Here is a 20,963-nt window from a genome sequence, read left to right on the forward strand (position 1 = left end):
TTACTCAATCCTGACAACTGAGATCGGCTTGATTCTTGGCCAAAATGCCTCGCTGAAAATTCAAACGCGACAAGATCAACAGGCCCGCCAGAAAGAATAATCCCGTACACGCCAGAGCCAAACGGTGGTTCCCGCCACTGAGCCAAGTCACCAGACCATAGGACAAGGGACCGCATACAGCGGCCAGTTGAATGGCAAAGGTCCACAAGGCGAAAAATTCGGCCAGACGGCTCTTGGGTGCCAGCAAACCAACCATGGCCCGACCCGCACTTTGACTGCTTCCTATACACAGCCCGGCGACGGCTGCTGCGGCCCAAAACCCGGCCAGGGAACGCGTACTGACCGCTATCCCAACCATGACCAGCCAAGCGCACAGCGTTAATGACAACGCACGCCGATGGCCGATTCGATCCTGCACATGACCAAACAGTAACGCCCCCACCGCTGCCGCGATATTGACGGTAAAAATCAAGGCCATGGTTTGTGCCATCGTAAAGCCCATGGCCTCAGTGGCATACACCGCGGACAAAGTAATAATGACGGCAATCCCGGCCTGATAGGCAGCACCGCACAATAACAAGGTACGGAAATCAGGAAAATGCTGATGCACATCGCGCGCCGATGCGATCAAACGCGACAGCATGCCTTGCTGCTCCGCGCCGCTAGGCGCACTGCGCTCACGCAGAAACAGAAAGGAAGGCAGGGCTGACAGAGCAAACAAGGTAGCCGTAATCAGAGCAATGCCCGGTACATACTCCTGAGCCGTCCAGCCCTGCGACGTTGCCCAAGTCAAGAAACCGAGAGACAGCCCCAAGGCCAGCATGCCACCAAAATAGCCAAAACCCCAGCCCCAACCAGAGACTCGTCCCAAGGCGTCAGGTCGGGCAATTTCCGGCAAGAAAGCGCCGATGATGGACTCGCCTATGCAGTAGCAATAATTGGATAAGGCAATGAAAACCAGTGCCCAGACAATGTCATTGGGACCGGCCCAATACAGCATCACGGTTGCCAGCACACAACCTATGGTGCTGCTGAACAAAAGTCGTCTTTTGCCTTGACGGGCATCGGCTTTTGCCCCAAGCCCAGGCATAGTCAACATGATGCTTAAATATGAAGCGGACAAGGCCAGGGTCCAGGCCAAGGTCGCCCAACTGCGGCCTTCAGCGATAACACCTACAAAGTACGCACTGTAAACACTGGTCAAAATCACGGTGGTGTAGCCAGAGTTTGCAAAATCGTACATAGCCCAAGCCCACAACTCACGCAGCCGCACTCCTTCATTTAAGGCTTTCCCCAGGGCTTGTCCCATAAATCGCATCATTCAATCCCTATAAACAATAAAACTTCGCTCTATTTCGGCTAATTTTCACCAAGCTGGCCAAAAGAACACTGGACCCATGAACAGGGCTTGAAAACCGCTGTCCGCCCCACATTGCAACTGTATGATTCAATCGAAAAATACACCCCCACAATGCTTTACGGTGCAATTGTCATCCGGTACACTGCTTAGCACCCGACGCTCAGCAACGTTCGGTAAGGTATGGTGCTTTTAGCCATACTTACAGCCCTGATACCCATCAATTGCTGCTAATTTCAGCAAAAATAGGCATCAAGGTTGTGCTGCTGCCCACCCAGTCCTTAAAAAAGCCCTGGTCATGCCGCCACATTACCTGAATCCACCCGCACTTTTGCACATTACTTATCGCAGCGCCAAGTATCTTTTGTTAGCCGGTGCGCTAGCGTTAACCGGATGTGCCACCACTGGAACTCAACAGTCCAGCCAAAACAAAGATCGTGCAGAACTGGATCACGCTTACTACGCCGATTACGAATTTCAGACCGAGTCCGATCCGCTGGGTACCTATCTGGCCAATCGCGCTCGTAACGATATTAATATTGCGTACAGCAGCGATCGTCGCCAAGGACGCGCCGAAAGCCGCAGCAGCCAAAACGCTTCCTCTAGCCATGGCTTGGCCACCACTGCCCTTAACTTTCTGGGCGTGAAGTACCGTTTTGGTGGCGACGCTCCCAGCACGGGGTTTGATTGCAGTGGCCTGGTGTCTTATGTCGCTGAACAATCCCTGGGACTGAAACTGCCCCGCCAATCCAAAGATATTGCCAAAGAAGGCATTTCGGTTAACCGTAGCGAACTGCGCAAAGGCGATCTGGTCTTCTTCAATACCCGTGGCGCTCGTTTCTCTCACGTCGGCATTTACCTGGGCGATGACAAGTTTGTTCACGCGCCTCGCACGGGTGCAGTTGTTCGCGTTGAAAGCATGCAAGTGGGTTACTGGAAAAAACGGTATAACGGTGCACGTCGTTTGGCCGCTGCCGATACGCAGCACTCTGAAACCCGTCTGCGTAGCGTCAAGTAAAGAGTGCTCTGCTGCTCATCCAGCAAACCACAAAAAAGCCACTGTTTCATAACAGTGGCTTTTTTTAATCTCTAACGAGTCCTTCTTTGTCCCAGTAAGTCATGCCGCCAATCTAGTGGCTCTTGGACTTACCGAGCGGACAAGATTCACAATAGCCGCATTGGGTTAGGGCTTGCTTCATGCTACAAACCGAGCGTCGGCAGGCGACCACTCGAATACCGGACTTCGAGGCAGCCGCCCGAAAGGTTTTCATGACATTGTGACCCAAAAAGTCAGTCAGCAAAATCAACAAATCGGTGCCAGAAGGCAATTGCAAGGTTTTTTTCTGGTGTGCAGGATCACGCCCGCTAATATGATGTTTGATCGAGATATTGTGGATCTTGAGCAGGTCGGGAATGTTCCCCAGACGGTCTGCTCCAACCACGACTGCACTGACGTATTGAGACACAGGAAGCTCCATTGGCTAAGAAAGTGAGATAATGATAATCATTCTTATTATCATAGTCAATTGAGTCGATAGCTTGTTTCAATTTTTACTTATAGCCTTTAACCATAAACCCTCACCGCCCCTGCAAAACCACGTCCACAGCATCAACAAGAAGGGCCAGCGTGTGATCACGATGGCCCTGGTTCTTAACTCAGCAGCAGCTAGCTCTACAACGGACCACCCGCCTGTTTTTCATCCAGCGCACTCAGCACCACATCGCGAGTCAATTCCGGTGCCAGCATCTCCAGCAGTTCAAAAATATAGTCGCGCAGAAATGCCCCTGCTTTCACCGCCACCTTGGTATGGTGTGCCCCAAACAAATGCCCTGCAGGCAGACCCACCAGGCCCTTGTCACGACGAGGGTCGAAAGCAATGCCCGCAATAATACCGATACCCAGACCGACATCGACATAGGTCTTGATCACGTCAGCATCAATAGCCTCCAGCACAATGTCCGGAGTGATGCCATGCTTGGCAAAAGCCTCGTCAATCGAACCTCGACCCGAGAAGGCATGGTCGTAAGTCACGATGGGGTACTGCGCCAAGGTTTCGATGGACAGTTGCTTGTTGGCAGGCAGATCAGCCAACGGGTGATCCGGCTTCACAACTACCGTATGCTCCCAGGTATAGACCGGCAAAGCGACCAGGCCCGGCGTCAAGGCCAGCGTTTCGGTGGCGATGGCCACGTCAGCCTGCTCGTGTATTACCATCTGGGCCAACACGGGCGGGCTGCCTTCGGCCAAGGACATATGGACCTTGGGAAAGCGACGACGGAATTCAGGAATGACCTTGGGCAGCAAATATCGTGCCTGGGCATGGGTACAAGCAATGACCAAAGTGCCTTCATCGCGGCGGGCGAAGTCGTCGCTGACACGCTTGAGGTTGTCGATCTCACGCATGATGCGATCAATCACCTCGGCGACGGCTTCTCCCGGTCGGGTCAAGCCCTTAATGCGTTTCCCATGACGTTCAAAAATCTTGATGCCCAGCTCATCTTCGAACTCGATGATCGCCTTGGACACCCCCGGCTGGGAGGTGTAAAGCGAACGCGCGGCTTCAGTCAGGTTGAAGTTACGTCGGATGGTCTCACGGACAAAACGGAATTGTTGAATATTCATATGTTAATAGCCCCAGGTACAGGACCATTATATGTAATAAGGAACAGCCCGTTTATTGCATTAAGTTATATATATAGATGCAACCATTACGTCATGCTGATGGTTGTATTCATCGTATTGGCGTGAGCCTGCCAACGAGCCGTCACGGTTTTGGTCTGAGTCCAGAACTGAACAGCCTGTTTGCCATTCGGACCCAGGTCACCCAGTTTGGATGCACGCGAGCCAGTGAAACTAAACCAGGCCACAGGCACAGGAATAGGGATATTGATACCGATCTGGCCCACGTCGATACGGTTCTGGAAATAGCGTGCATGGCCACCGTCCTGAGTGAAGATGGACACGCCATTACCATTGGGGTTGCGGTTAATGAACTGTACCGCCTCTTCCAGTGTGTTGACGCGCACAATGCACAGCACAGGACCGAAGATTTCTTCTTCGTAAATGCGCATATCGGCTTTCACGTCATTGAAAATGGTTGGGCCCACAAAGTTGCCGCTTTCATAACCGGGCACCTTCACGCCACGCCCATCCAGCAAGAGGCTGGCGCCTTCCTGCACACCGGCTTCAATCAGGGATTCCACACGCTGACGAGCGCGTGGCGAAACCAGCGGCCCCAGGTCGGCCTGACGGTCTGTACCGACATTGACCTTCATGGTGGCCGCACGCTTGACCAACTCATCGACCCACTCGCCGGTTTCACCGACCATCACGGCCACCGAGATCGCCATGCAACGCTGACCTGCCGCACCAAAAGCCGCCCCCAGCAACTGGTTGATCGCTACATCACGATCCGCATCAGGCATTACGATGCAATGGTTTTTAGCGCCCATCATGGCTTGCGAACGCTTGCCCGCTTCGGTTGCTCGGCGGTGAATCTCGGTACCAACAGCCGTCGAACCAATAAAGGATACGGCTTTGACTTCAGGGTGAGTGACCAAAGCATTGGCAATATCGGCACCGCCGTGAACCACGTTCAGTACGCCCGGCGGCAGACCGGCTTCCAGAGCCAGCTCAGCCAGCATCAGACTGGCGCTAGGATCCTGCTCGGAAGGTTTTAAAACGAAGGTATTACCGCAAGCAACCGCCAGCGGGAACATGAAGCACGGCAGCATCACCGGGAAGTTGAACGCGGTCACGCCTGCACACACGCCCAAGGGTTGGATCAAGGTGTAGACGTCAATACCGCCTGCAGCATTTTCTGCGTATTCGCCCAATTGCATCGAGGCAATGGAACACGCGTATTCGATCACTTCCAGGCCACGACCTACTTCGCCTTCAGCGTCAGGCATGGTCTTGCCGTGTTCGCGCGAAATCGCTTCAGCCAGCTTGGCACTGTTTTCACGCACCAGACGCTGCAGATTCAGCATGACGCGCATGCGAGCGCCCTGGCTGGAATGACGCCAGCTCTCATAGGCCTTGGCTGAGCTGGCAATAATGGTTTCCAGCTCTTCCATCGTAGCGTAAGGCACTTGGGCCACGACTTCCTGGGTGGCTGGATTGAGCACATCGTCCCAACGGGTGCTCTTGGATTGAACATGTTGTCCATCGATCAACAAAGGTACGCGAACCACTTCCGTCATAGCATGTCTCCAATGAATTGCTCAGGCGGCTAAGCCTTATTTGTTATCCCACGTGTATGAGGGTTCTCATCGAGTGTAGAAGCCTCAAGAACCGTTTACCATGATGAAAAATGCACAGGAGCTGGGCATTTATGCACAAGTCTTTTTCAAGGCGGGCTCATCAGGATGGACTGGGATAATCTGCGTTACTTTCTGGAAGTGGCCCGCTGCCAACGGATTAGCGTTGCCGCCCAGCGGCTGGGGGTACAACACAGCACCGTGGCTCGCCGTATCCAGGCCCTGGAACAAGAACTGGGCTTGCGCCTGTTTCACAAGTCCACCGTCAGCGGCTATAGCCTGACCAGTGAAGGGCTGAATCTGCAGCAACGCATGGAGCCAGTAGAAAACCGCTTGCTGGCGGCACGAGATGCGATTACCGGCAAAGCCAGACCCTTGACGGGCAAGCTGCGACTGGGCTGCACCGAGGCCTTTGGCAGCTATGTGCTGACGCCCTTGCTCAGCATTTTTCAGTCTCAGTATCCGGAGCTGACGCTGGAACTGTTGCCCGTCCCCCGGCCTATCAGCCTGTCACGTCGGGATGCCGATTTGGCCATTGCACTGGAGCGCCCGCAACGCGGTCCTTACTGGTGTACGCGCCTGGCGGACTACAGTTTGCGGCTCTATGCTCATCAGGACTATTTGCATAGCCACCCGCCCATAGACAGCGTGCAGGATCTGTCCCAGCATCGCTTTATTGCCTATGTGGATGATCTGGTGTTCAGCGACAGCCTGCGCTATCTGGAAGAAATCGTCCGGTCCGCCGCCGTACGCTTTCGTAGCACCAGCGTGATTGCGCAGTACCAGGCCACCTTGCAGGGGCAAGGAATTGCCGTTCTGCCCTGCTTTCTGGCGAAAACCGATCCGCGCCTGCGTTGCGTTCTACCCGACCAAGTGGAATTGCGTCGACGCTTCTGGATGTTTTGCCATGAAGAACAACGCCAGAATCCCAGCCTGACCCGGCTATGGCACTTTTTGAAGCAATCAGTGGAAGAGCGGCAAGACCTGCTGGATGGGGCATAAAAACAAACCTCCTTCTATACATCTCAAGACATAGAGAAAGACCGAACCTGCGTCGGTCTTTTTACGTTTACGCCCCCCTACCTCCTGCTTGCCTCGCCTCAGACATCACGTCCCATCTGTAGCCTCATTCCTGAACACTTAATTCCCTTCTTCAGAATTCTGTTCAATTTTTGGGGAATGCGAATTATTTACATTGACCGACGGTCGGTCGATAATTACAATCACCTCCGCTTGACTCTCTAATCTCTCCTACTCCTTAAGAAACTGCTGTTATGAACCTCCCCTTGTTTTCCAGAAACCGCCCCTTAAAAACGAGCAGGTCGGTTTCACCTCGTTTGCGCTACACCACACTGGCCACGGCCTTGATGCTGATTCATGCTCCTTCTACACAGGCACAAGACAGCAGCGATGTCACCATCCTGCCCTCGGTCACGGTCACCTCAGGTGGTGGCTCGGATACGGAAAACGGTCCGGTACAAGGCTATGTGGCAGAAAAATCCCGCATCGGCACCAAGACCAGCACCTCCATTCTGGAAACCCCCCAATCGGTTTCCGTCGTCACTCGCGAACAAATGGATTTGCAGCAAGCCTCCAGCAGCAGTGCCGCCTTGCGTTATGCCGCTGGTGCGACCAGCGAACGCTATGGCGGCTTTGGCAGCTATCTGGACATGACCCGTATTCGCGGCGTAGACGCGGACTACTACCTGGATGGGCTGCGTGTTATTGGCAACCCCGGTAGCTGGCTGCCACAAGTAGATGCCTATTCGCTGGAACGGATTGAAGTGCTGCGCGGGCCAGCCGCCGCCATTTACGGTCAAGGCACAGGCGGCGGCATCGTGAATCAAGTCAGCCGCAAGCCACAGGACGTCGCCGCCCATGAGCTGAATATTCAGTATGGCCGTTTCAACCGCAAACAACTGGGCTTTGACAGCACCGGCCCTATCAATCAGGACGGCACCTTGCTGTACCGAGTTACAGCCAGCGGGCTGGACAGCGAAGGGCAAATTGAAGACACACGCCACAAACGCGTCTACCTCGCCCCTGCCATTACCTGGCGTCCCAACACACAAACGTCATGGACGATTCTGGCAACCCATTCGCGTGAGCCCGAGCTCCCCAACTACAACAGCCTGCCCGCTGCCGTGCTGGGCCTGGAAGGCGGAGCCTATCCCGAAGTGGATCGCCATCGCAATTTCACGGACAGCAACTTCGCCCACTCCTCCCGCAAGCAAAACTCCATCAGCTCCTTGTTCGAGCACGAGTTCGACAACGGCTGGAGCTTTGTCAGCAACGCTCGCTATATGTATGTGCAATCCAATATTCAGCGCGGTGTGGTGTACGGCTATCAGGACGTCAATGGCCTGCCACAACTGAAAGGCTCGTATGAACTGACGCCTGCCAAAGTCAACACTTTCTCGATGGACAACTATCTGCGCGGCGATCTGAAGCTAGGAGCGACGACTCACACAATTCTGGCTGGCGTGGACTATTCCAAGGGCACACTCAGAAACGAGCTGTATAGCGTCGGTCCCATCCTGTTTGACCCGTATGACGACATTCATCATCCAAATATCTACCCGGATTTCACCGCCAGCTACGCTGCGCCCTGGAAAGTCCAGCAAGACTTCACCCGCGTCGGCGTGTATCTGCAAGACCAGATTGCTTACGGGCGCTGGCGTCTAACCTTGAGTGGCCGACACGACTGGTCCAAAACCGACGATCAGACCCATAGCTACGCTTCCACTGCGCGCGACACCCATCAAAACGACAAGAAATGGAGTGGCCGTGCCGGCTTAAGCTACCAGTTCGATATGGGCCTGGCTCCCTACATCAGCTACGCCACTTCCTTCGATCCGATCCTGGGCACCAATTACAAAGGCGAGGCCTTTGTGCCTATCGAGACCAAGCAGACCGAGCTGGGCATCAAGTACCACCCGGCGGGATCGAAAACCCTGCTTAGCGCCGCCATCTTCCAGCTTGAACAAAGCAATGTGAAAACAGCGGATGCGAATCACCTGGGCTTCAATACGCAAGCCGGAAAAGTGCGTAGCCGCGGCCTGGACCTGCAAGCCACCACGGAACTGGCACGAGACCTGAACCTGATTGCCAGCTATACCTATTTGGACAACGAGCTGGTTCAGGACGCCAACTATCAGGGCAAAAGCCTGACGCAAACGCCTAAACACAGCGCCTCACTCTGGATGGACTACGCCTTCAGACAAGGCCCGCTCAATGGCCTGCAAGTGGGGGCCGGTGTGCGCTATCTGGGCAAGACCTATGGTGATCCCACCAACAAGCTGGAAGTCCCCTCGGCCACCCTGGTGGACCTGGGTCTGAACTACAACCTGGGCATGCTTTCCCCGGACCTGAGTGGCGCCACCGTCAGCCTGAATGTGAACAATCTGACAAACAAGCAATACATCGCCAGTTGCACCTCCCGCCTGTATTGCTTCGTTGGCCAGGACCGAACCATTACAGCCAGCCTGAACTACCGCTGGTGATGCCCTTGTCCGTTCAACGCTATACCCGACGCGATGTCCTGACCCGCCTGCTGGCGGGCGGGGCCTTGCTCGCCAGCCCGGCTTTGCGGGCTGGCACTGCCAACGTCATCGAGGATATTGCCGGACGGCGCGTCTCCTTGCGCCAGCCCATCAAACGGCTCCTGCTGGGGGATGGCCCCTTGGCCTATGTGATGGCCCTGCTCAAACCGGAAGATCCCTTTGGGGACATCGTGGGCTGGGGCGACAACTTCCGCGCGGCGGACCTGGATGGTTATCAAGCGTATTTGCACCGCTTTCCGAGCATAGACCATATTCCTACCTTCTCCAGCCGGACCGTGGACTCTATCGGCACTGAACTCGCCATTTCATTGGAGCCCGATGTTCTCATCATGAACCTAAGCTCCAAGCCTGCCGCCGAGTCCTCGGGTTTGATGACGCGTCTGGCGCAGGCGAGGGTGCCCGTAGTATTTGTGGACTTTCGCACACGCATGTTTGGCAATACGGCCCGCAGCATCCAGATTCTGGGGGAACTGCTGGGACGCCAGGCACAGGCGCAGGCTTTTCTGAACTTTCGACAAACGCAGATTGATCGGGTCAGCACAGCCCTGCAGTCCCTTCAGCACCGGCCCACGATCATGATTGAACGCGCCGCCGGGCTGTATGACGACTGCTGCCTGAGCTATGGCGATGGCAACTTTGGCGAGTTGGTTGCCGCAGCCGGGGGCGACAATCTGGGCACCCGCTTTCTGCATGGCACGTTTGGCACTCTCCATCCCGAACAGGTAATTGAATCCGACCCGGATATCGTGCTGGTCACCGGCGCGAACTGGGCCTTGTATTCACCAGCGGGCGATTGGGTCAATCTGGGACCAGGAGCCAATCCCGAACAAGGCCAGGCACGCCTGCGACGCTTGATGAGCCGGCCCGCCTACCGTTCCCTGTCCGCCGTACAGGAAGGTCGGGTTCACGCCATCTGGCACCCCTTCTACGACAACCCCTACTACTTTATTGCGCTACAACGTATCGCCAAGTGGCTGCATCCCGAACGGTTCCGCACCCTGGACCCGGACGCGACGTTTGAAGAGCTGCATCGGCGCTTTCTTCCCGTTTCTTATCAGCCAGGCTATTGGCTTAGCCTGAGCGGAGCTTCCTCATGAGTACCCCCCTTGTATCGGGATCAGCCCCATCAGGCCAGCAGTTTTACACCCGTCTGATTCATCGCAGACGGCTATTGCTGCTGGCGATCAGCATTCTGACCCTGCTCTGTTTTCTGGCCGACCTGTCCTTGGGACAAGCGCATTACCGCCCGACCCAGGTACTGGCCGCCTTATGGGATAGCCAGGCCCCCCTCTCCGTCCAGGTGATTCTGTGGGATATACGCCTGCCAGTGGCGTTAACGGCCTTGGTCGTTGGCGCCAGCCTGTCCGTAGCAGGTGTACAAATGCAAACCGTACTGGGCAATCCCTTGGCCAGTCCCTTCACCCTGGGCCTGTCTGCGGCAGCCAGTTTTGGGGCGGCGCTGGGCTTGATTCTGGGTATCAGTATCTTGCCAGCATCCGCCGTCTCATTTGCCATTCCCGCCAATGCCTTTCTGGTCTCCATGCTGGCGGCCTTGTTCATTTACCGGCTAAGCCAAAAACGGGGTATCACCACCGAGATGATTGTGCTGCTGGGCACCACCCTGGTCTTTACCTTCACCGCCTTGCTGGAAGCCTTGCAATACGTCGCCCCCGATCAGGCCCTGTCTGCCGTGGTGTTCTGGACCATGGGCAGTTTGTCGCGCAGCAACTGGCTCAAACTGGCCATCATGAGCGGCGTCTTGCTGACGGTTTCCCTTATTTTTGCCCGCAACGCCTGGGCCTTGACGGCTCTGCGGCTGGGCGAGGCCCGTGCCAGCAGTCTGGGGATTCCGGTGGCTCACCTGCGCCTGAAAGGTATTTTGCTGGGAAGCCTGCTGGCCTCTGTCTGCGTCTCTTTTGTAGGCACGATCGGTTTTGTGGGGCTGGTCGGCCCCCATATTGCCCGTCTGCTTGTTGGTGAAGATCAACGCTTTCTGCTGCCCGCCTCTGCACTGTGTGGCGCCTGCATGCTGTCGGCCGCCTCAGTATTGAGCAAAACCCTGGTGCAAGGACAAGCCTTGCCCATTGGCATTGTGACTTCATTGGTTGGGGTGCCTTTGTTCTTCATCCTGATTTTGCGCACAAGGAAAGGCTAATGGATTTGCTCAACGTCACCGATCTGTCCGTCTCCTTTGCCTCACGCCAGATTCTGCACAAGCTCAACTTTGGTCCCTTGAAGGCAGGCTCCGTCACCGCCCTGCTGGGCTCCAATGCCGCCGGAAAATCGACACTGCTCAAGCGTCTCGCTGGGGAGCTAGGCGGAACAGGACACGTAGAGGTGCTGGGCCAGCCGCTGGAGTCCTGGCCCCCTTTTCACCCCCATCGCCCGGCCCATGTCCCACAAGATATTTCCATGAGTTCGTCCCTGCGTGTCTTTGAGGCCGTCCTGCTGGCCTGCAAGCAAGGTGGTCGCTGGGGCGTCGAGGATCAAGAGCTGGATAAAGTCAGCCAGATGCTGAAAACCCTGCAAATCGAGGCTTTGGCAGACCGGGAGCTGGCCGCCCTTAGCGGTGGGCAACGACAGTTGGTCTCTATCGCCCAAGCATTGATTCGCCAACCCCGCGTGCTGTTGCTCGATGAGCCGAGCAGCGCACTGGATCTGCAAAACCAGTATGAAGTTTTTGACTTGCTGCGCCGTGTGGCCCAAGAACAAGCCATGTGCATTGTCATGGCCATCCATGACTTGAACCACGCCCTGCACTTTAGCGATTGGGTTGTGGTCCTGCATCAAGGCCAGGTTGAAGCCATGGGATCGCCTTTAGACACGCTGACCCCGGAGCTGCTTGAAAAGGTCTATGGCGTACAAGCCCGCCTGGAGATGTGTTCACAAGGCCGTCCCTTCCTGCTGGTGGATCGCTCCGTACGCAAACAATGGCGCTCTCAAACACAGGTAGCCCCATGAACACGCCCCCCTTGATTCTCTTAGCCATGCCCAGCATTCATTCAGGCGCCTGGCGCTACCCAGGAGCGCATCCGGGTTTCCAGACCGATTTTGAGCAAATGAAATGGTTTGCCCAAACCTTGGAACGCGCCTGCTTTGATGGCCTGTTCCTGCCCGATACGCTAGCCATCCGGGCCGCCCCCATGGAAGCACTGATGCGGGGGCACAGCACGGTGACGCTGGACCCGCTAACCGTGCTGCCAGCCCTGGCTGCCGTCACCGAGCATCTGGGCCTGATCGCCACGGCCAGCACGACCTATAACGAACCCTACATGCTGGCCCGCCGCCTGGCCTCTTTGGACCGCATCAGCGCAGGCCGCGCGGGATGGAATCTGGTGACATCCAGCAATCCCAATGAAGCGGCCAACTTTGGCCAAGAAGAGCATATGGAGCACAGCAACCGCTATCATCGCGCTCGTGAGTTCTGCACTGTCATGGATGGCTTGTGGGAAAGCTGGGAAGAAGACGCCTTTTGTCGGGACGCCCAGACCGGCCAGTACTTCCAGCCCGCCAAGATGCAGGTTCTGAATCATCAGGGCGAACATTTCTCGGTACGCGGCCCCTTGAATGTCGAAAGACCTGTCCAAACCCGTCCCGTCATCGTGCAAGCAGGAGCGTCAGAGGCGGGGCGCCAGGTTGCTGCCGAAACCGCCGAAGTGATCTTTACCTATCAAACAGACTTGTCTTCAGCCCAGGATTTTTATGCCGATATGCAAGCCCGAGCCAAGGCTGCTGGGCGGGAACAAGCCCTGAAAATCATCCCGGCGGTTTTTGTAGTCTTGGGAGACAGCCTGGAGCAAGCTCAGGCCAAACGACGCCGATTAGATGAGCTGGTTGACCAAGCCAGTTGTCTGGCTACCCTGTCCATTGCTCTGGGACACGATATTTCCGGCTATGACCGTAACGGCCCCCTACCTGAAATACCGGACAGCAATGCCAGTAAAAGCGGCCGTGAACGTGTGGTGCGGCTGGCAAAAACCGAAAACCTGAGCATTCTGGAGCTGGCCAGGCGGATTTGTGGTTATCAGGGTTTGGAGATGGTGGGGACCGCCAGCATGGTGGTCGACCAGATGCAGCATTGGCTGGAGCAATCGGCGGCAGATGGCTTCAACATCATGTTTTCCCATCTACCTGGCGGTGTCAGCGAGTTTGCCGAACAGGTCGTGCCGGAGCTTCAAAGACGGGCTTTGCTGCGAACCCGCTATGAGGGCCGCAGCTTTCGGGAACATCTGGGCTTGCTGAAACCGGCGCAAGGCTACTCGCGCCGCTAAGTCTTGCGGGCCCGGCCCTGGTTCTTAACAGCCGGGGCTAGGTAACAGGCGCATACAGGCATCGGCCACTGCCTGCGCAAAAGGCAAGCTATCGCTGGCTTGCGCCGCAATAATGTCATCCGTCGCTCCATGAACGCCCGAATACATCAGCAAACCCACAATTCTGGGGTTTGCCGGTGCCCACAAGCCAACGTCCATGCCGCCTTCAATAATGGCCAGCAGTTGATCCAGAATCGCGTTTTTGGCCTGGTTGCTGCGGTCATGATGGTGATGCTTGATGTAGACCACGTCGTGAACCTTGTAGGTCTCCACATAGACCGTGACGCTGGTACAAATCCAGGCACGCAGCTTCTGGGCCCAGTCATCCGCCGGGCAAGCGTCTACGGCTTGTTCCAGACGCTCCAGAAAAGAGTCGGTATAGCGTTTGGCCAGGGCATCCAGCATTTCATTTTTGGACGCGAAGTAGTGATAGAAGGTACCTTTGCCAACCTGTGCCTGCGCCACGATGTCATTGATCGTGGTGGCCTCAAAACCCTGCTCAAGAAACAGGGTCTGGGCCGCATTCATCAACTCATCAAGACGCACCTGCGCCGGCTTGGTGCGGGGAGGCTTCGTATCGGCAGTCTTCAAGGTCATGGTTCGGATTCTCAACGACGTAAAAAAGGGGCTGCTCGCCCCTTTTGTTTCTGCATAGTTTAACTGGCTGGCGGTTTAGGTGCCTTGATGCGCAACTTGCGCCACATCATAAAGAGCATGATCAGCAAGAAGATGGCGTGGACCAGCCACAGACCAATCTCAAAGCCTAGCTGCTCATTGCGTATCCAGCCACGTGACAGGTTGATCAGATTCATATACAACAGACCAACCAGACCCGCCACCAGAATATTGCCTGACCGACCCATACGAGGATTCACCGCTCCCAAGGGAATGGCCAGCAAAGCCAGATTCAAGGCAGCCAAAGGCAAGGCCAAACGCCACATGATCTGCGAGCGCGACTCGGCATTGTCATCACTGAATAACAAGGTGGTTTGACGGGCCTTGATCTGCTGCTCGGCCCGGGCGCGGATAGTCTCAGCCGTATTGCCCGCGTCACGGCTTTCCAGGCGCATGCCATAACTTTCAAAGTCCACCATACGGAACTCGGCCTGACCGGGTTTCAAGTCGTAGCGATGGCCTTCGCTCAAGACCAGAAAGCGGTCGCCATTGGGCTGCTCTTCTATGCGCGCGCTTTGCGCAGTGACAATGCTGAGCCACTGCGGGTCAATAACACGGGCAATCACATTGCCCAGCTCATCCCCTTCTTTTTCAGGGGAATCCGCATAAAACACACGGGCGCCATCGTCAGACTCAATAAACTGCCCGGCGGTGACTTTGCTCAGGTCCGAACGCTGCTCGAAACGCTGGCGGTACTCGGCAATCTGGCGATAGGCCCAGGGCGAAGCCTGCAGGGTCAATACCGCAATCAGGATCGCAACCGGCACTGCACACTGCAAAACGGGCGTCACCCAGTTCTTCAAGGACAGACCGCTGGCGAACCAGACCACCATTTCGGATTCCCGAAAGCTGCGAGTCACGGTGGTGAGCACAGCAATGAACAGGGAAACAGCCAGAATAATCGGTAAGGCGGTAATACTGGAAAAGGCGGCCAGACCCAGCACCACGTCAGGGCCAATCGTGCCGTTGGCCGCTTCGCCTAACAAACGCACCAGAAGTACACTAAGCCACACAATCAGCAAAGTGGACAGTACAACGCCACTGTGACTTAAGATTTCGGATACCGCAGAGCGTTTAAATAGAGACATAAGAGAATTTGCGAGATAATCGCAGGTACGATTTGCGACACACTGAGGATAGTTGAATGGAATTTAGCACACAGACATCCGCTTCTTTGCACCAAATTAAGACGGCCGCACTCGGCGTTGGCGTCTTTGCCGAGGGCATTCTAAGCCCCGCAGCAGAACTTATCGACCGCGCCAGCAACGGAGCGGTGATCGCTGCTGTCAAAGCCGAGTTCAAAGGCAAGCCCAATACCCACCTGGTGCTGCGCAATCTGCCTGGCGTTAAGGCCGAACGCGTTATTTTAGTCGGCTTAGGCGCTCAAGAGGAATACAAAGCAGCAACTCATACGCAAGCCCAGGCCTGCCTGGCTTCTTACTGCCTGAAAGCGGACCTGAAAGAAGCCGTTTCAGCCCTGGCCAGCATCGATTGCAAAGGCACTACCTTACGCAGCCGTGCCCAGGATGCCGCTGTGGCAGTATGCCGCGCCAGCTACCGCTACACCGCCACACTCAGCAAGCCAGAACCTGCTCCCCAACTGAGCCAGTTCCTGCTGTGGACAGCCCGCACCCAAGCCAGCGAAGCCAAGGCCGGTCTGGAACAGGGCCAGGCCATTGGTAACGGTGTGAACCTGACCCGCCTGCTGGCTGACCTGCCCGGCAATGTCTGCACCCCCACTTACCTGGGCAAAACCGCCAAACAGTTGGCCAAGGAATTCAAGACGCTGAAAGCCGACGTGCTGGAACGCAAGCAGATTGAAGCCTTGAAGATGGGCTCGTTCCTGTCGGTGGCCAAAGGCTCGGATGAACCGCCTGCGTTCATCGTGCTACGCCACACCCCCAACACCAAGACCAAACACGAGGACGGCCCCATCGTTCTGGTGGGTAAAGGCCTGACCTTCGACTCGGGCGGTATCTCCATCAAGCCAGCCGGCAATATGGACGAGATGAAATACGACATGGGTGGTGCTGCCAGTGTTCTGGGCACCATGCGCGCCATTGCCGAGCTGAACATCGACCGCGAAGTCATCGCTGTCGTGGCTTCTTGCGAAAACATGCCTAGCGGCCGCGCCAACAAGCCCGGCGACGTTGTAACCAGCATGTCCGGCCAGACCATCGAAATCCTGAACACGGATGCCGAAGGCCGCCTGGTTCTGTGCGATGCCCTGACCTACGTCGAACGCTTCAAACCCGCTGCCGTCATCGACATGGCTACCCTGACCGGCGCGTGCGTGGTCGCTCTGGGCCACGTCAACACGGGTCTGTTCTCCACCGACGACGACCTGGCCGATGAGCTGATGCAAGCGGGCAAGCAAACAGGCGACACGGCATGGCGCATGCCCATGGACGACGCCTACCAGGAGCAACTGCGCTCGAACTTCGCCGACATGGCCAATATCGGTGGCCCACCCGCCGGTTCGGTGACTGCCGCCTGCTTCCTGTCCCGCTTCACGAAAGCGTACCGCTGGGCTCACCTGGACATCGCTGGCACCGCCTGGCGCAGTGGCAAGGACAAGGGCGCCACCGGCCGTCCCGTACCTTTGCTGGTTCAGTACTTGCTTAATCAGTGTCGCTAAGCATGAGTCGCGTCGATTTTGCTTTCGGCGCACCAGATCGTTTGCGTACGGCCTGCGAGGTCGTACGCAAGCACTACGAGGCGGGCCGTCAGGTGGTGGTGTATCTGTCCGATGCCCGCCAACTGGCCCGTTTTGACCGGCTGCTCTGGGGTTTTGAATCCACGGCCTTTGTGCCGCACGTGGGAGTGGAAGACCCCCTGGCAGCCACTACCCCGGTTTTGTTGACCAGTGTGGCCCCCGTGCCCGCTGGTGAACAAAGCTGGCTCGTGAATCTGGATGCCCAATGCCCACCCGGTTTTGAACAATTTCCACGTATTTTGGAAATCGTGTCCGAACGGGAAGCCGACCGTACCCAGGCTCGGGAACGCTGGCGTGTATACCAGGCACAGGGCTGCCAAGTGCATGCTCATAAACTGGGGGCTTGAATAATAAAGAAGCTTCTTGATTATTCAGGTAATTGTCAGTTATTCTTGACCACTGATCTCTCTGTATTCTAAGGACTCATCATGAGCGAATTTCGTCAATCAAGCTTGCCTGAGCATAACGGCACCCTGGGCGCCCAGTCGCTGATTGCTCGCAATCGCGTCCTGCGCAACACTTACTGGCTGCTGGCCCTGTCCATGATTCCCACTGTGCTGGGAGCCTTGCTGGGCCTGTCGTCGGGCATTAACCGGGTTATGGGCGCCAGCCCAGGCCTGAGCGCCATTGTTTTCCTGGTCGGTGCCTTTGGCCTGATGTTCTTGGTCGAAAAGAACAAGAACAACTCGATGGGTGTTGTCCTACTGATGGCCTTCACCTTCTTCATGGGCATCATGCTGTCGCGTCTGCTGGGCTTTGTCCTGGGCATGGGTAATGGCGCACAACTGATCATGTTGGCCTTTGGCGGTACCGCCGCCGTCTTTGGCACCATGGCAACCATTGCCAGCACCACCAAGCGTGATTTCTCCGGTATGCAGAAGTTCCTGTTTGTCGGTGCCGTCATTTTGCTGGTTGCGGCTCTGGCCAATATCTTCCTGCAACTGCCTGCGCTGATGCTGACCATCTCCGTGATGGCTATCGGTATCTTCTCGGCCTTCTTGCTGGTTGATCTGCAGCGCGTCATCAATGGCGGTGAAACCAACTACGTGTCGGCCACCCTGGCAATCTATCTGGATGTCTACAATATTTTCAGCAACCTGCTGATGCTCTTGGGCATACTGGGCGGTGACCGCGAATAAGATCGCGAACTCCGCACTCCCCAAGCCCCCTTCTCGAAGGGGGCTTTTTATTACGCGCTGCTTAAAGCGCCTTAACTTGAAAATCCACGTGTCCCCCCTCATCTGCCTGGTCTTAGCCTAAGCGTGACGCCCTACCCTCAGCCCTGATTAAGCGTCAAACGAATCACCCTGATGAAGCGCCCTGTTTTTCGTGTCCTGGATCAGACGCGCGGGTATAGTAAACCTTGTAAAAAATTTCCCCTCTGGAGAACACTGGTGGCAGTCTTTGAAACTCAACACATCGTCGACAATCTGCGTGGGGCCCGCGAAGAGTGGCGACAGGCGCATCAACGCTTGAACGAGCTTGAAGGCCAAGAATTTCCATCCGTCCAGGCATTGATTCAAGTCACCGAGCAGCTCAAAGGCATTTTGTTCCCCATGCGTCTGGGTAGCCCGGAACTGCGTCGCGAGTACGAAGACCACTTTGTCGGCCATCACTTGGGCCAGGCGCTCAATACCCTGCTGCAACAAGCCCGTATCGAGCTACAACGCGCTGCTCTGCTGCGCGGCGACAAGCACGACCGTGAAACCATTGAAGAGCAGGCCCACAAAGCCATCCAGGCCTTTGCCAACAAGCTGCCAGACTTGCGCCGCACGCTGGATCTGGACGTGGTTGCTGCCTATCAAGGCGACCCGGCTGCCCGCAACGTCGATGAAGTGCTCTTGTGCTATCCCGGCCTGCTGGCCATGATTCACCACCGCATCGCCCACGCCCTGACCAATTTGGGCCTGCCCCTGACCGCCCGCATTATTGCCGAACTGGCCCATAGCCAGACCGGTATTGATATTCACCCCGGCGCACAAATTGATCACTCCTGCTTCATCGACCACGGCACCGGCGTTGTTATTGGCGAGACCGCCATCATCGGCAAGCGAGTTCGCATTTATCAGGCTGTGACGCTGGGCGCCAAGCGTTTCAGCAAGGACGAGAAAGGCTTGCTGCTCAAGGGCCAGCCCCGTCACCCGATTGTGGAAGACGATGTGGTCATTTACGCTGGCGCGACGATTCTGGGTCGCGTCACGCTGGGGGCAGGCTCCACGATTGGTGGGAATGTCTGGATTACGGAGGACGTACCGGCTGGTTGTTCGGTCACCCAGGCAAATCTGTTGCGCAATCAACCTGACTGTCCCGAGACACTGCGCTAAGCGGCATATTTGTGCCGCACAGGACAAGATCCGGTGCCTCCCGGACGATCTCCCCAAGAAGATTTCCATAGTCAAAAAACGACTCCCGATATGAACTTCCCTTTGAAAACCGGATAGCAATCCGAGTTCTTCGGGGGTTATGACAGGAGTCGTTTTTTTAAGAGTCCGCCACACTCAAAAGAAGCCCTCAAAACGTCTTGATCGACGCAGGTGGCCTCGTGCACTGGCAAAGTGCCAGGCAAGCAGGATTCACGCCTTGGGAGGCGGTACAGGCGGCCCGGGCCGCCACATCTTGATGAGCCCTTCCAACGCCATCAAACCGATGGCAATCCAGATCGGAATATACGTCCACCACTGACTGGGACTCATGGGTTCATCCAGCAGCAAATACGCCACCCAGAACAAGAGCACTGGCTCCACATAGCCCAGGATGCCAAACAAAGCCAAAGGCAACTGACGGCTGGCAGATAGATAGCTGACCAGCGCAACCGAGCTGATCAGGCCCAGGGCAGGCACTTGCCAGAACAGACGCGGCTCCCCCGCAAACAAACCCCACATTTGCGCATCTTGAACAAAAAGCAGCCAGCAAGCAGGCAGGAACAAGAAACTCAGATCAAACCAGAGTGAAGCCAGCGACCCCAGACGCAGGTAACGGCGCAACATGAAATAAGGCGGATAGCCTAGGACCACCACTGCTGTCGCCCAGGACACACTCCCTACGCGGAACAGCTCGTGCAGCACGCCTAAGCCAGCAAGCACAACCGCCATCCACTGGATAGTACTCAATCTGTCTTTGTAGATGACCCGTCCTACCAGCACCATCACCAACGGCAGCAGAAAGTACCCCAGGGACACGTCCAGCGCCATCTGATGCAAAGGAGCCCACACAAAAATCCAAAGCTGCACCCCGACCAACACAGCCGCCAGCAAAAGCAGCGCAAAATAACGCCAGTTACCGGGCCAATGGCGCAGAACCCAACGCACTTCCCGCCAGCGGCGTGCGCGGGTAATCACCAAAGCCAAGGCAGGCAAGCCCAGCACAATGCGCCAGGCAAAAATCTGCTCACCACTGAGCGGGTGCAAGACGGTGGCGTAGTAGTACAGGCAAGCGAATAACGCTGAGGCCAGAACCGACAGCAAAACACCTTGCTTCATGAGTGCGCCTCGTCCATTTTCTGACGCCGCAAATAAGCCTGCCCCACACTGAACAGACGATCACGCTTTAACAAGGTATGCGTATCCAGTGCCTGCGCTTCGGGCGTCAGCATCAAAGCAGGCAAACTATCCAGCAAACGCTGCATCAAGTCCGGATGCGCGACCATATACAAGGCTAAAAGCTGATCCGGCTCCCACAGGCTGATCCCCAATCGTCGCATCTCAGAACGATTAAAGTCTTTCAGATTACGGGTCAGAATACCAACCGGCTGCTCAGGGTAACGCTGCTGCGCCAAACGGGCAGTGGCGATTACATGCCAATCCTTGGCATCGGAATAGCGCAAATTCTTCTTGAACTCGCTGCTATCACCTAAATCAGCTTCGGGGTAACGCTGCTGCAGCTCTTCCCACTGCTCCTCGATAGAGGTCGGCATGACCTTCCACAACCTGCCCGCATTACGCCGCCATTCATCCCCAATGACGGGGCTCCAGACAGGCTTGAACAACTGCTCGTCAGCCAGGGCCAGGAGCAAGCGGCGCAGAACGTTGGAGATCAGGACGCAGGTATCCAGGACCAGCACGGAAGGAAGAGAGACGGCCATA

19 protein-coding genes are annotated in these 20,963 nt (G+C 56.2%); 11 read left to right on the plus strand and 8 right to left on the minus strand.

The window, feature by feature from the left end:
• Positions 1-4: 4 nt before the first annotated feature.
• Positions 5-1,321 (minus strand): MFS transporter, encoded by a 1,317-nt coding sequence (locus ACDI13_RS02715; RefSeq protein WP_372372666.1) that lies wholly within the window; start codon positions 1,319-1,321, stop codon positions 5-7.
• A 334-nt stretch (positions 1,322-1,655) separates the two neighbouring features.
• On the opposite strand from ACDI13_RS02715, the gene ACDI13_RS02720 reads away from it, so the two are divergent.
• The gene (locus tag ACDI13_RS02720) at positions 1,656-2,375 is read left to right on the plus strand and encodes a C40 family peptidase (RefSeq protein ID WP_316988485.1); all 720 of its coding nucleotides are present in this window, start codon (positions 1,656-1,658) and stop codon (positions 2,373-2,375) included.
• Between the two features lie 112 nt (positions 2,376-2,487).
• On the opposite strand, the gene ACDI13_RS02725 is transcribed toward ACDI13_RS02720, so the two are convergent.
• The 3 genes from ACDI13_RS02725 to ACDI13_RS02735 form a co-directional block, all read right to left on the minus strand.
• Complete coding sequence (locus ACDI13_RS02725; RefSeq protein ID WP_316988486.1) at positions 2,488-2,823, minus strand: DUF2325 domain-containing protein; 336 nt, start codon at positions 2,821-2,823, stop codon at positions 2,488-2,490.
• 206 nt (positions 2,824-3,029) lie between these two features.
• Positions 3,030-3,980, minus strand: a complete 951-nt coding sequence (locus ACDI13_RS02730; RefSeq protein WP_316988487.1) for a CysB family HTH-type transcriptional regulator — start codon at positions 3,978-3,980, stop codon at positions 3,030-3,032.
• A gap of 86 nt (positions 3,981-4,066) precedes the next feature.
• Positions 4,067-5,560 (minus strand): CoA-acylating methylmalonate-semialdehyde dehydrogenase, encoded by a 1,494-nt coding sequence (locus ACDI13_RS02735; protein ID WP_009456555.1) that lies wholly within the window; start codon positions 5,558-5,560, stop codon positions 4,067-4,069.
• Positions 5,561-5,725: 165 nt separating this feature from the next.
• On the opposite strand from ACDI13_RS02735, the gene ACDI13_RS02740 reads away from it, so the two are divergent.
• From ACDI13_RS02740 to ACDI13_RS02765, 6 genes are all read left to right on the plus strand, one after another.
• A complete protein-coding gene (locus tag ACDI13_RS02740; protein WP_316988488.1) occupies positions 5,726-6,619 on the plus strand; it encodes a LysR family transcriptional regulator in 894 nt (297 codons plus the stop codon).
• Between the two features lie 272 nt (positions 6,620-6,891).
• Positions 6,892-9,120: a TonB-dependent siderophore receptor gene (locus ACDI13_RS02745; protein ID WP_372372669.1), complete on the plus strand. Its 2,229-nt coding sequence runs from the start codon at positions 6,892-6,894 to the stop codon at positions 9,118-9,120.
• Positions 9,120-10,277 (plus strand): ABC transporter substrate-binding protein, encoded by a 1,158-nt coding sequence (locus ACDI13_RS02750; RefSeq protein WP_372372670.1) that lies wholly within the window; start codon positions 9,120-9,122, stop codon positions 10,275-10,277. Before ACDI13_RS02745 ends, ACDI13_RS02750 begins: the two co-directional genes overlap by 1 nt.
• Positions 10,274-11,335 (plus strand): iron ABC transporter permease, encoded by a 1,062-nt coding sequence (locus tag ACDI13_RS02755; protein ID WP_316988491.1) that lies wholly within the window; start codon positions 10,274-10,276, stop codon positions 11,333-11,335. The genes ACDI13_RS02750 and ACDI13_RS02755 overlap by 4 nt, the downstream gene beginning before the upstream one ends.
• Positions 11,335-12,141, plus strand: coding sequence for an ABC transporter ATP-binding protein (locus ACDI13_RS02760; RefSeq protein WP_316988492.1), 807 nt, complete (start codon positions 11,335-11,337; stop codon positions 12,139-12,141). The genes ACDI13_RS02755 and ACDI13_RS02760 overlap by 1 nt, the downstream gene beginning before the upstream one ends.
• On the plus strand, positions 12,138-13,451 hold the full coding sequence (locus ACDI13_RS02765; protein WP_316988493.1) for an LLM class flavin-dependent oxidoreductase: 1,314 nt from the start codon (positions 12,138-12,140) through the stop codon (positions 13,449-13,451). The genes ACDI13_RS02760 and ACDI13_RS02765 overlap by 4 nt, the downstream gene beginning before the upstream one ends.
• Before the next feature lie 24 nt (positions 13,452-13,475).
• Here the strand turns inward: ACDI13_RS02765 and ACDI13_RS02770 are convergent, their stop codons facing one another.
• Both ACDI13_RS02770 and lptF read right to left on the minus strand, forming a co-directional pair.
• Positions 13,476-14,087 (minus strand): TetR/AcrR family transcriptional regulator, encoded by a 612-nt coding sequence (locus ACDI13_RS02770; RefSeq protein WP_316988494.1) that lies wholly within the window; start codon positions 14,085-14,087, stop codon positions 13,476-13,478.
• Between the two features lie 59 nt (positions 14,088-14,146).
• Positions 14,147-15,253 (minus strand): LPS export ABC transporter permease LptF, encoded by a 1,107-nt coding sequence (gene lptF / locus ACDI13_RS02775; RefSeq protein WP_316988495.1) that lies wholly within the window; start codon positions 15,251-15,253, stop codon positions 14,147-14,149.
• A gap of 56 nt (positions 15,254-15,309) precedes the next feature.
• Between lptF and ACDI13_RS02780 the strand changes: the two genes are divergently transcribed.
• The 4 genes from ACDI13_RS02780 to epsC all read left to right on the plus strand — a co-directional run bounded on the left by ACDI13_RS02780 (position 15,310) and on the right by epsC (position 19,205).
• Positions 15,310-16,803 carry a leucyl aminopeptidase gene (locus ACDI13_RS02780; protein WP_316988496.1) on the plus strand — a complete coding sequence of 498 codons (1,494 nt, stop codon included), beginning with the start codon at positions 15,310-15,312 and terminating at the stop codon, positions 16,801-16,803.
• Between the two features lie 2 nt (positions 16,804-16,805).
• Positions 16,806-17,228 carry a DNA polymerase III subunit chi gene (locus tag ACDI13_RS02785; protein WP_316988497.1) on the plus strand — a complete coding sequence of 141 codons (423 nt, stop codon included), beginning with the start codon at positions 16,806-16,808 and terminating at the stop codon, positions 17,226-17,228.
• Between the two features lie 81 nt (positions 17,229-17,309).
• A complete protein-coding gene (locus ACDI13_RS02790; protein WP_316988498.1) occupies positions 17,310-18,020 on the plus strand; it encodes a Bax inhibitor-1/YccA family protein in 711 nt (236 codons plus the stop codon).
• Between the two features lie 255 nt (positions 18,021-18,275).
• Positions 18,276-19,205 carry a serine O-acetyltransferase EpsC gene (gene epsC / locus ACDI13_RS02795; RefSeq protein WP_316988499.1) on the plus strand — a complete coding sequence of 310 codons (930 nt, stop codon included), beginning with the start codon at positions 18,276-18,278 and terminating at the stop codon, positions 19,203-19,205.
• A 249-nt stretch (positions 19,206-19,454) separates the two neighbouring features.
• Here the strand turns inward: epsC and rarD are convergent, their stop codons facing one another.
• Both rarD and ACDI13_RS02805 read right to left on the minus strand, forming a co-directional pair.
• The gene (gene rarD / locus ACDI13_RS02800; protein ID WP_316988500.1) at positions 19,455-20,360 is read right to left on the minus strand and encodes an EamA family transporter RarD; all 906 of its coding nucleotides are present in this window, start codon (positions 20,358-20,360) and stop codon (positions 19,455-19,457) included.
• Positions 20,357-20,962, minus strand: a complete 606-nt coding sequence (locus tag ACDI13_RS02805; protein WP_316988501.1) for a PIN domain-containing protein — start codon at positions 20,960-20,962, stop codon at positions 20,357-20,359. The genes rarD and ACDI13_RS02805 overlap by 4 nt, the downstream gene beginning before the upstream one ends.
• Between the last annotated feature and the right edge of the window lies 1 nt (position 20,963).

Origin of the sequence: Alcaligenes faecalis (assembly GCF_041521385.1) — a bacterium.
GTDB lineage: Bacteria > Pseudomonadota > Gammaproteobacteria > Burkholderiales > Burkholderiaceae_B > Alcaligenes > Alcaligenes faecalis_E.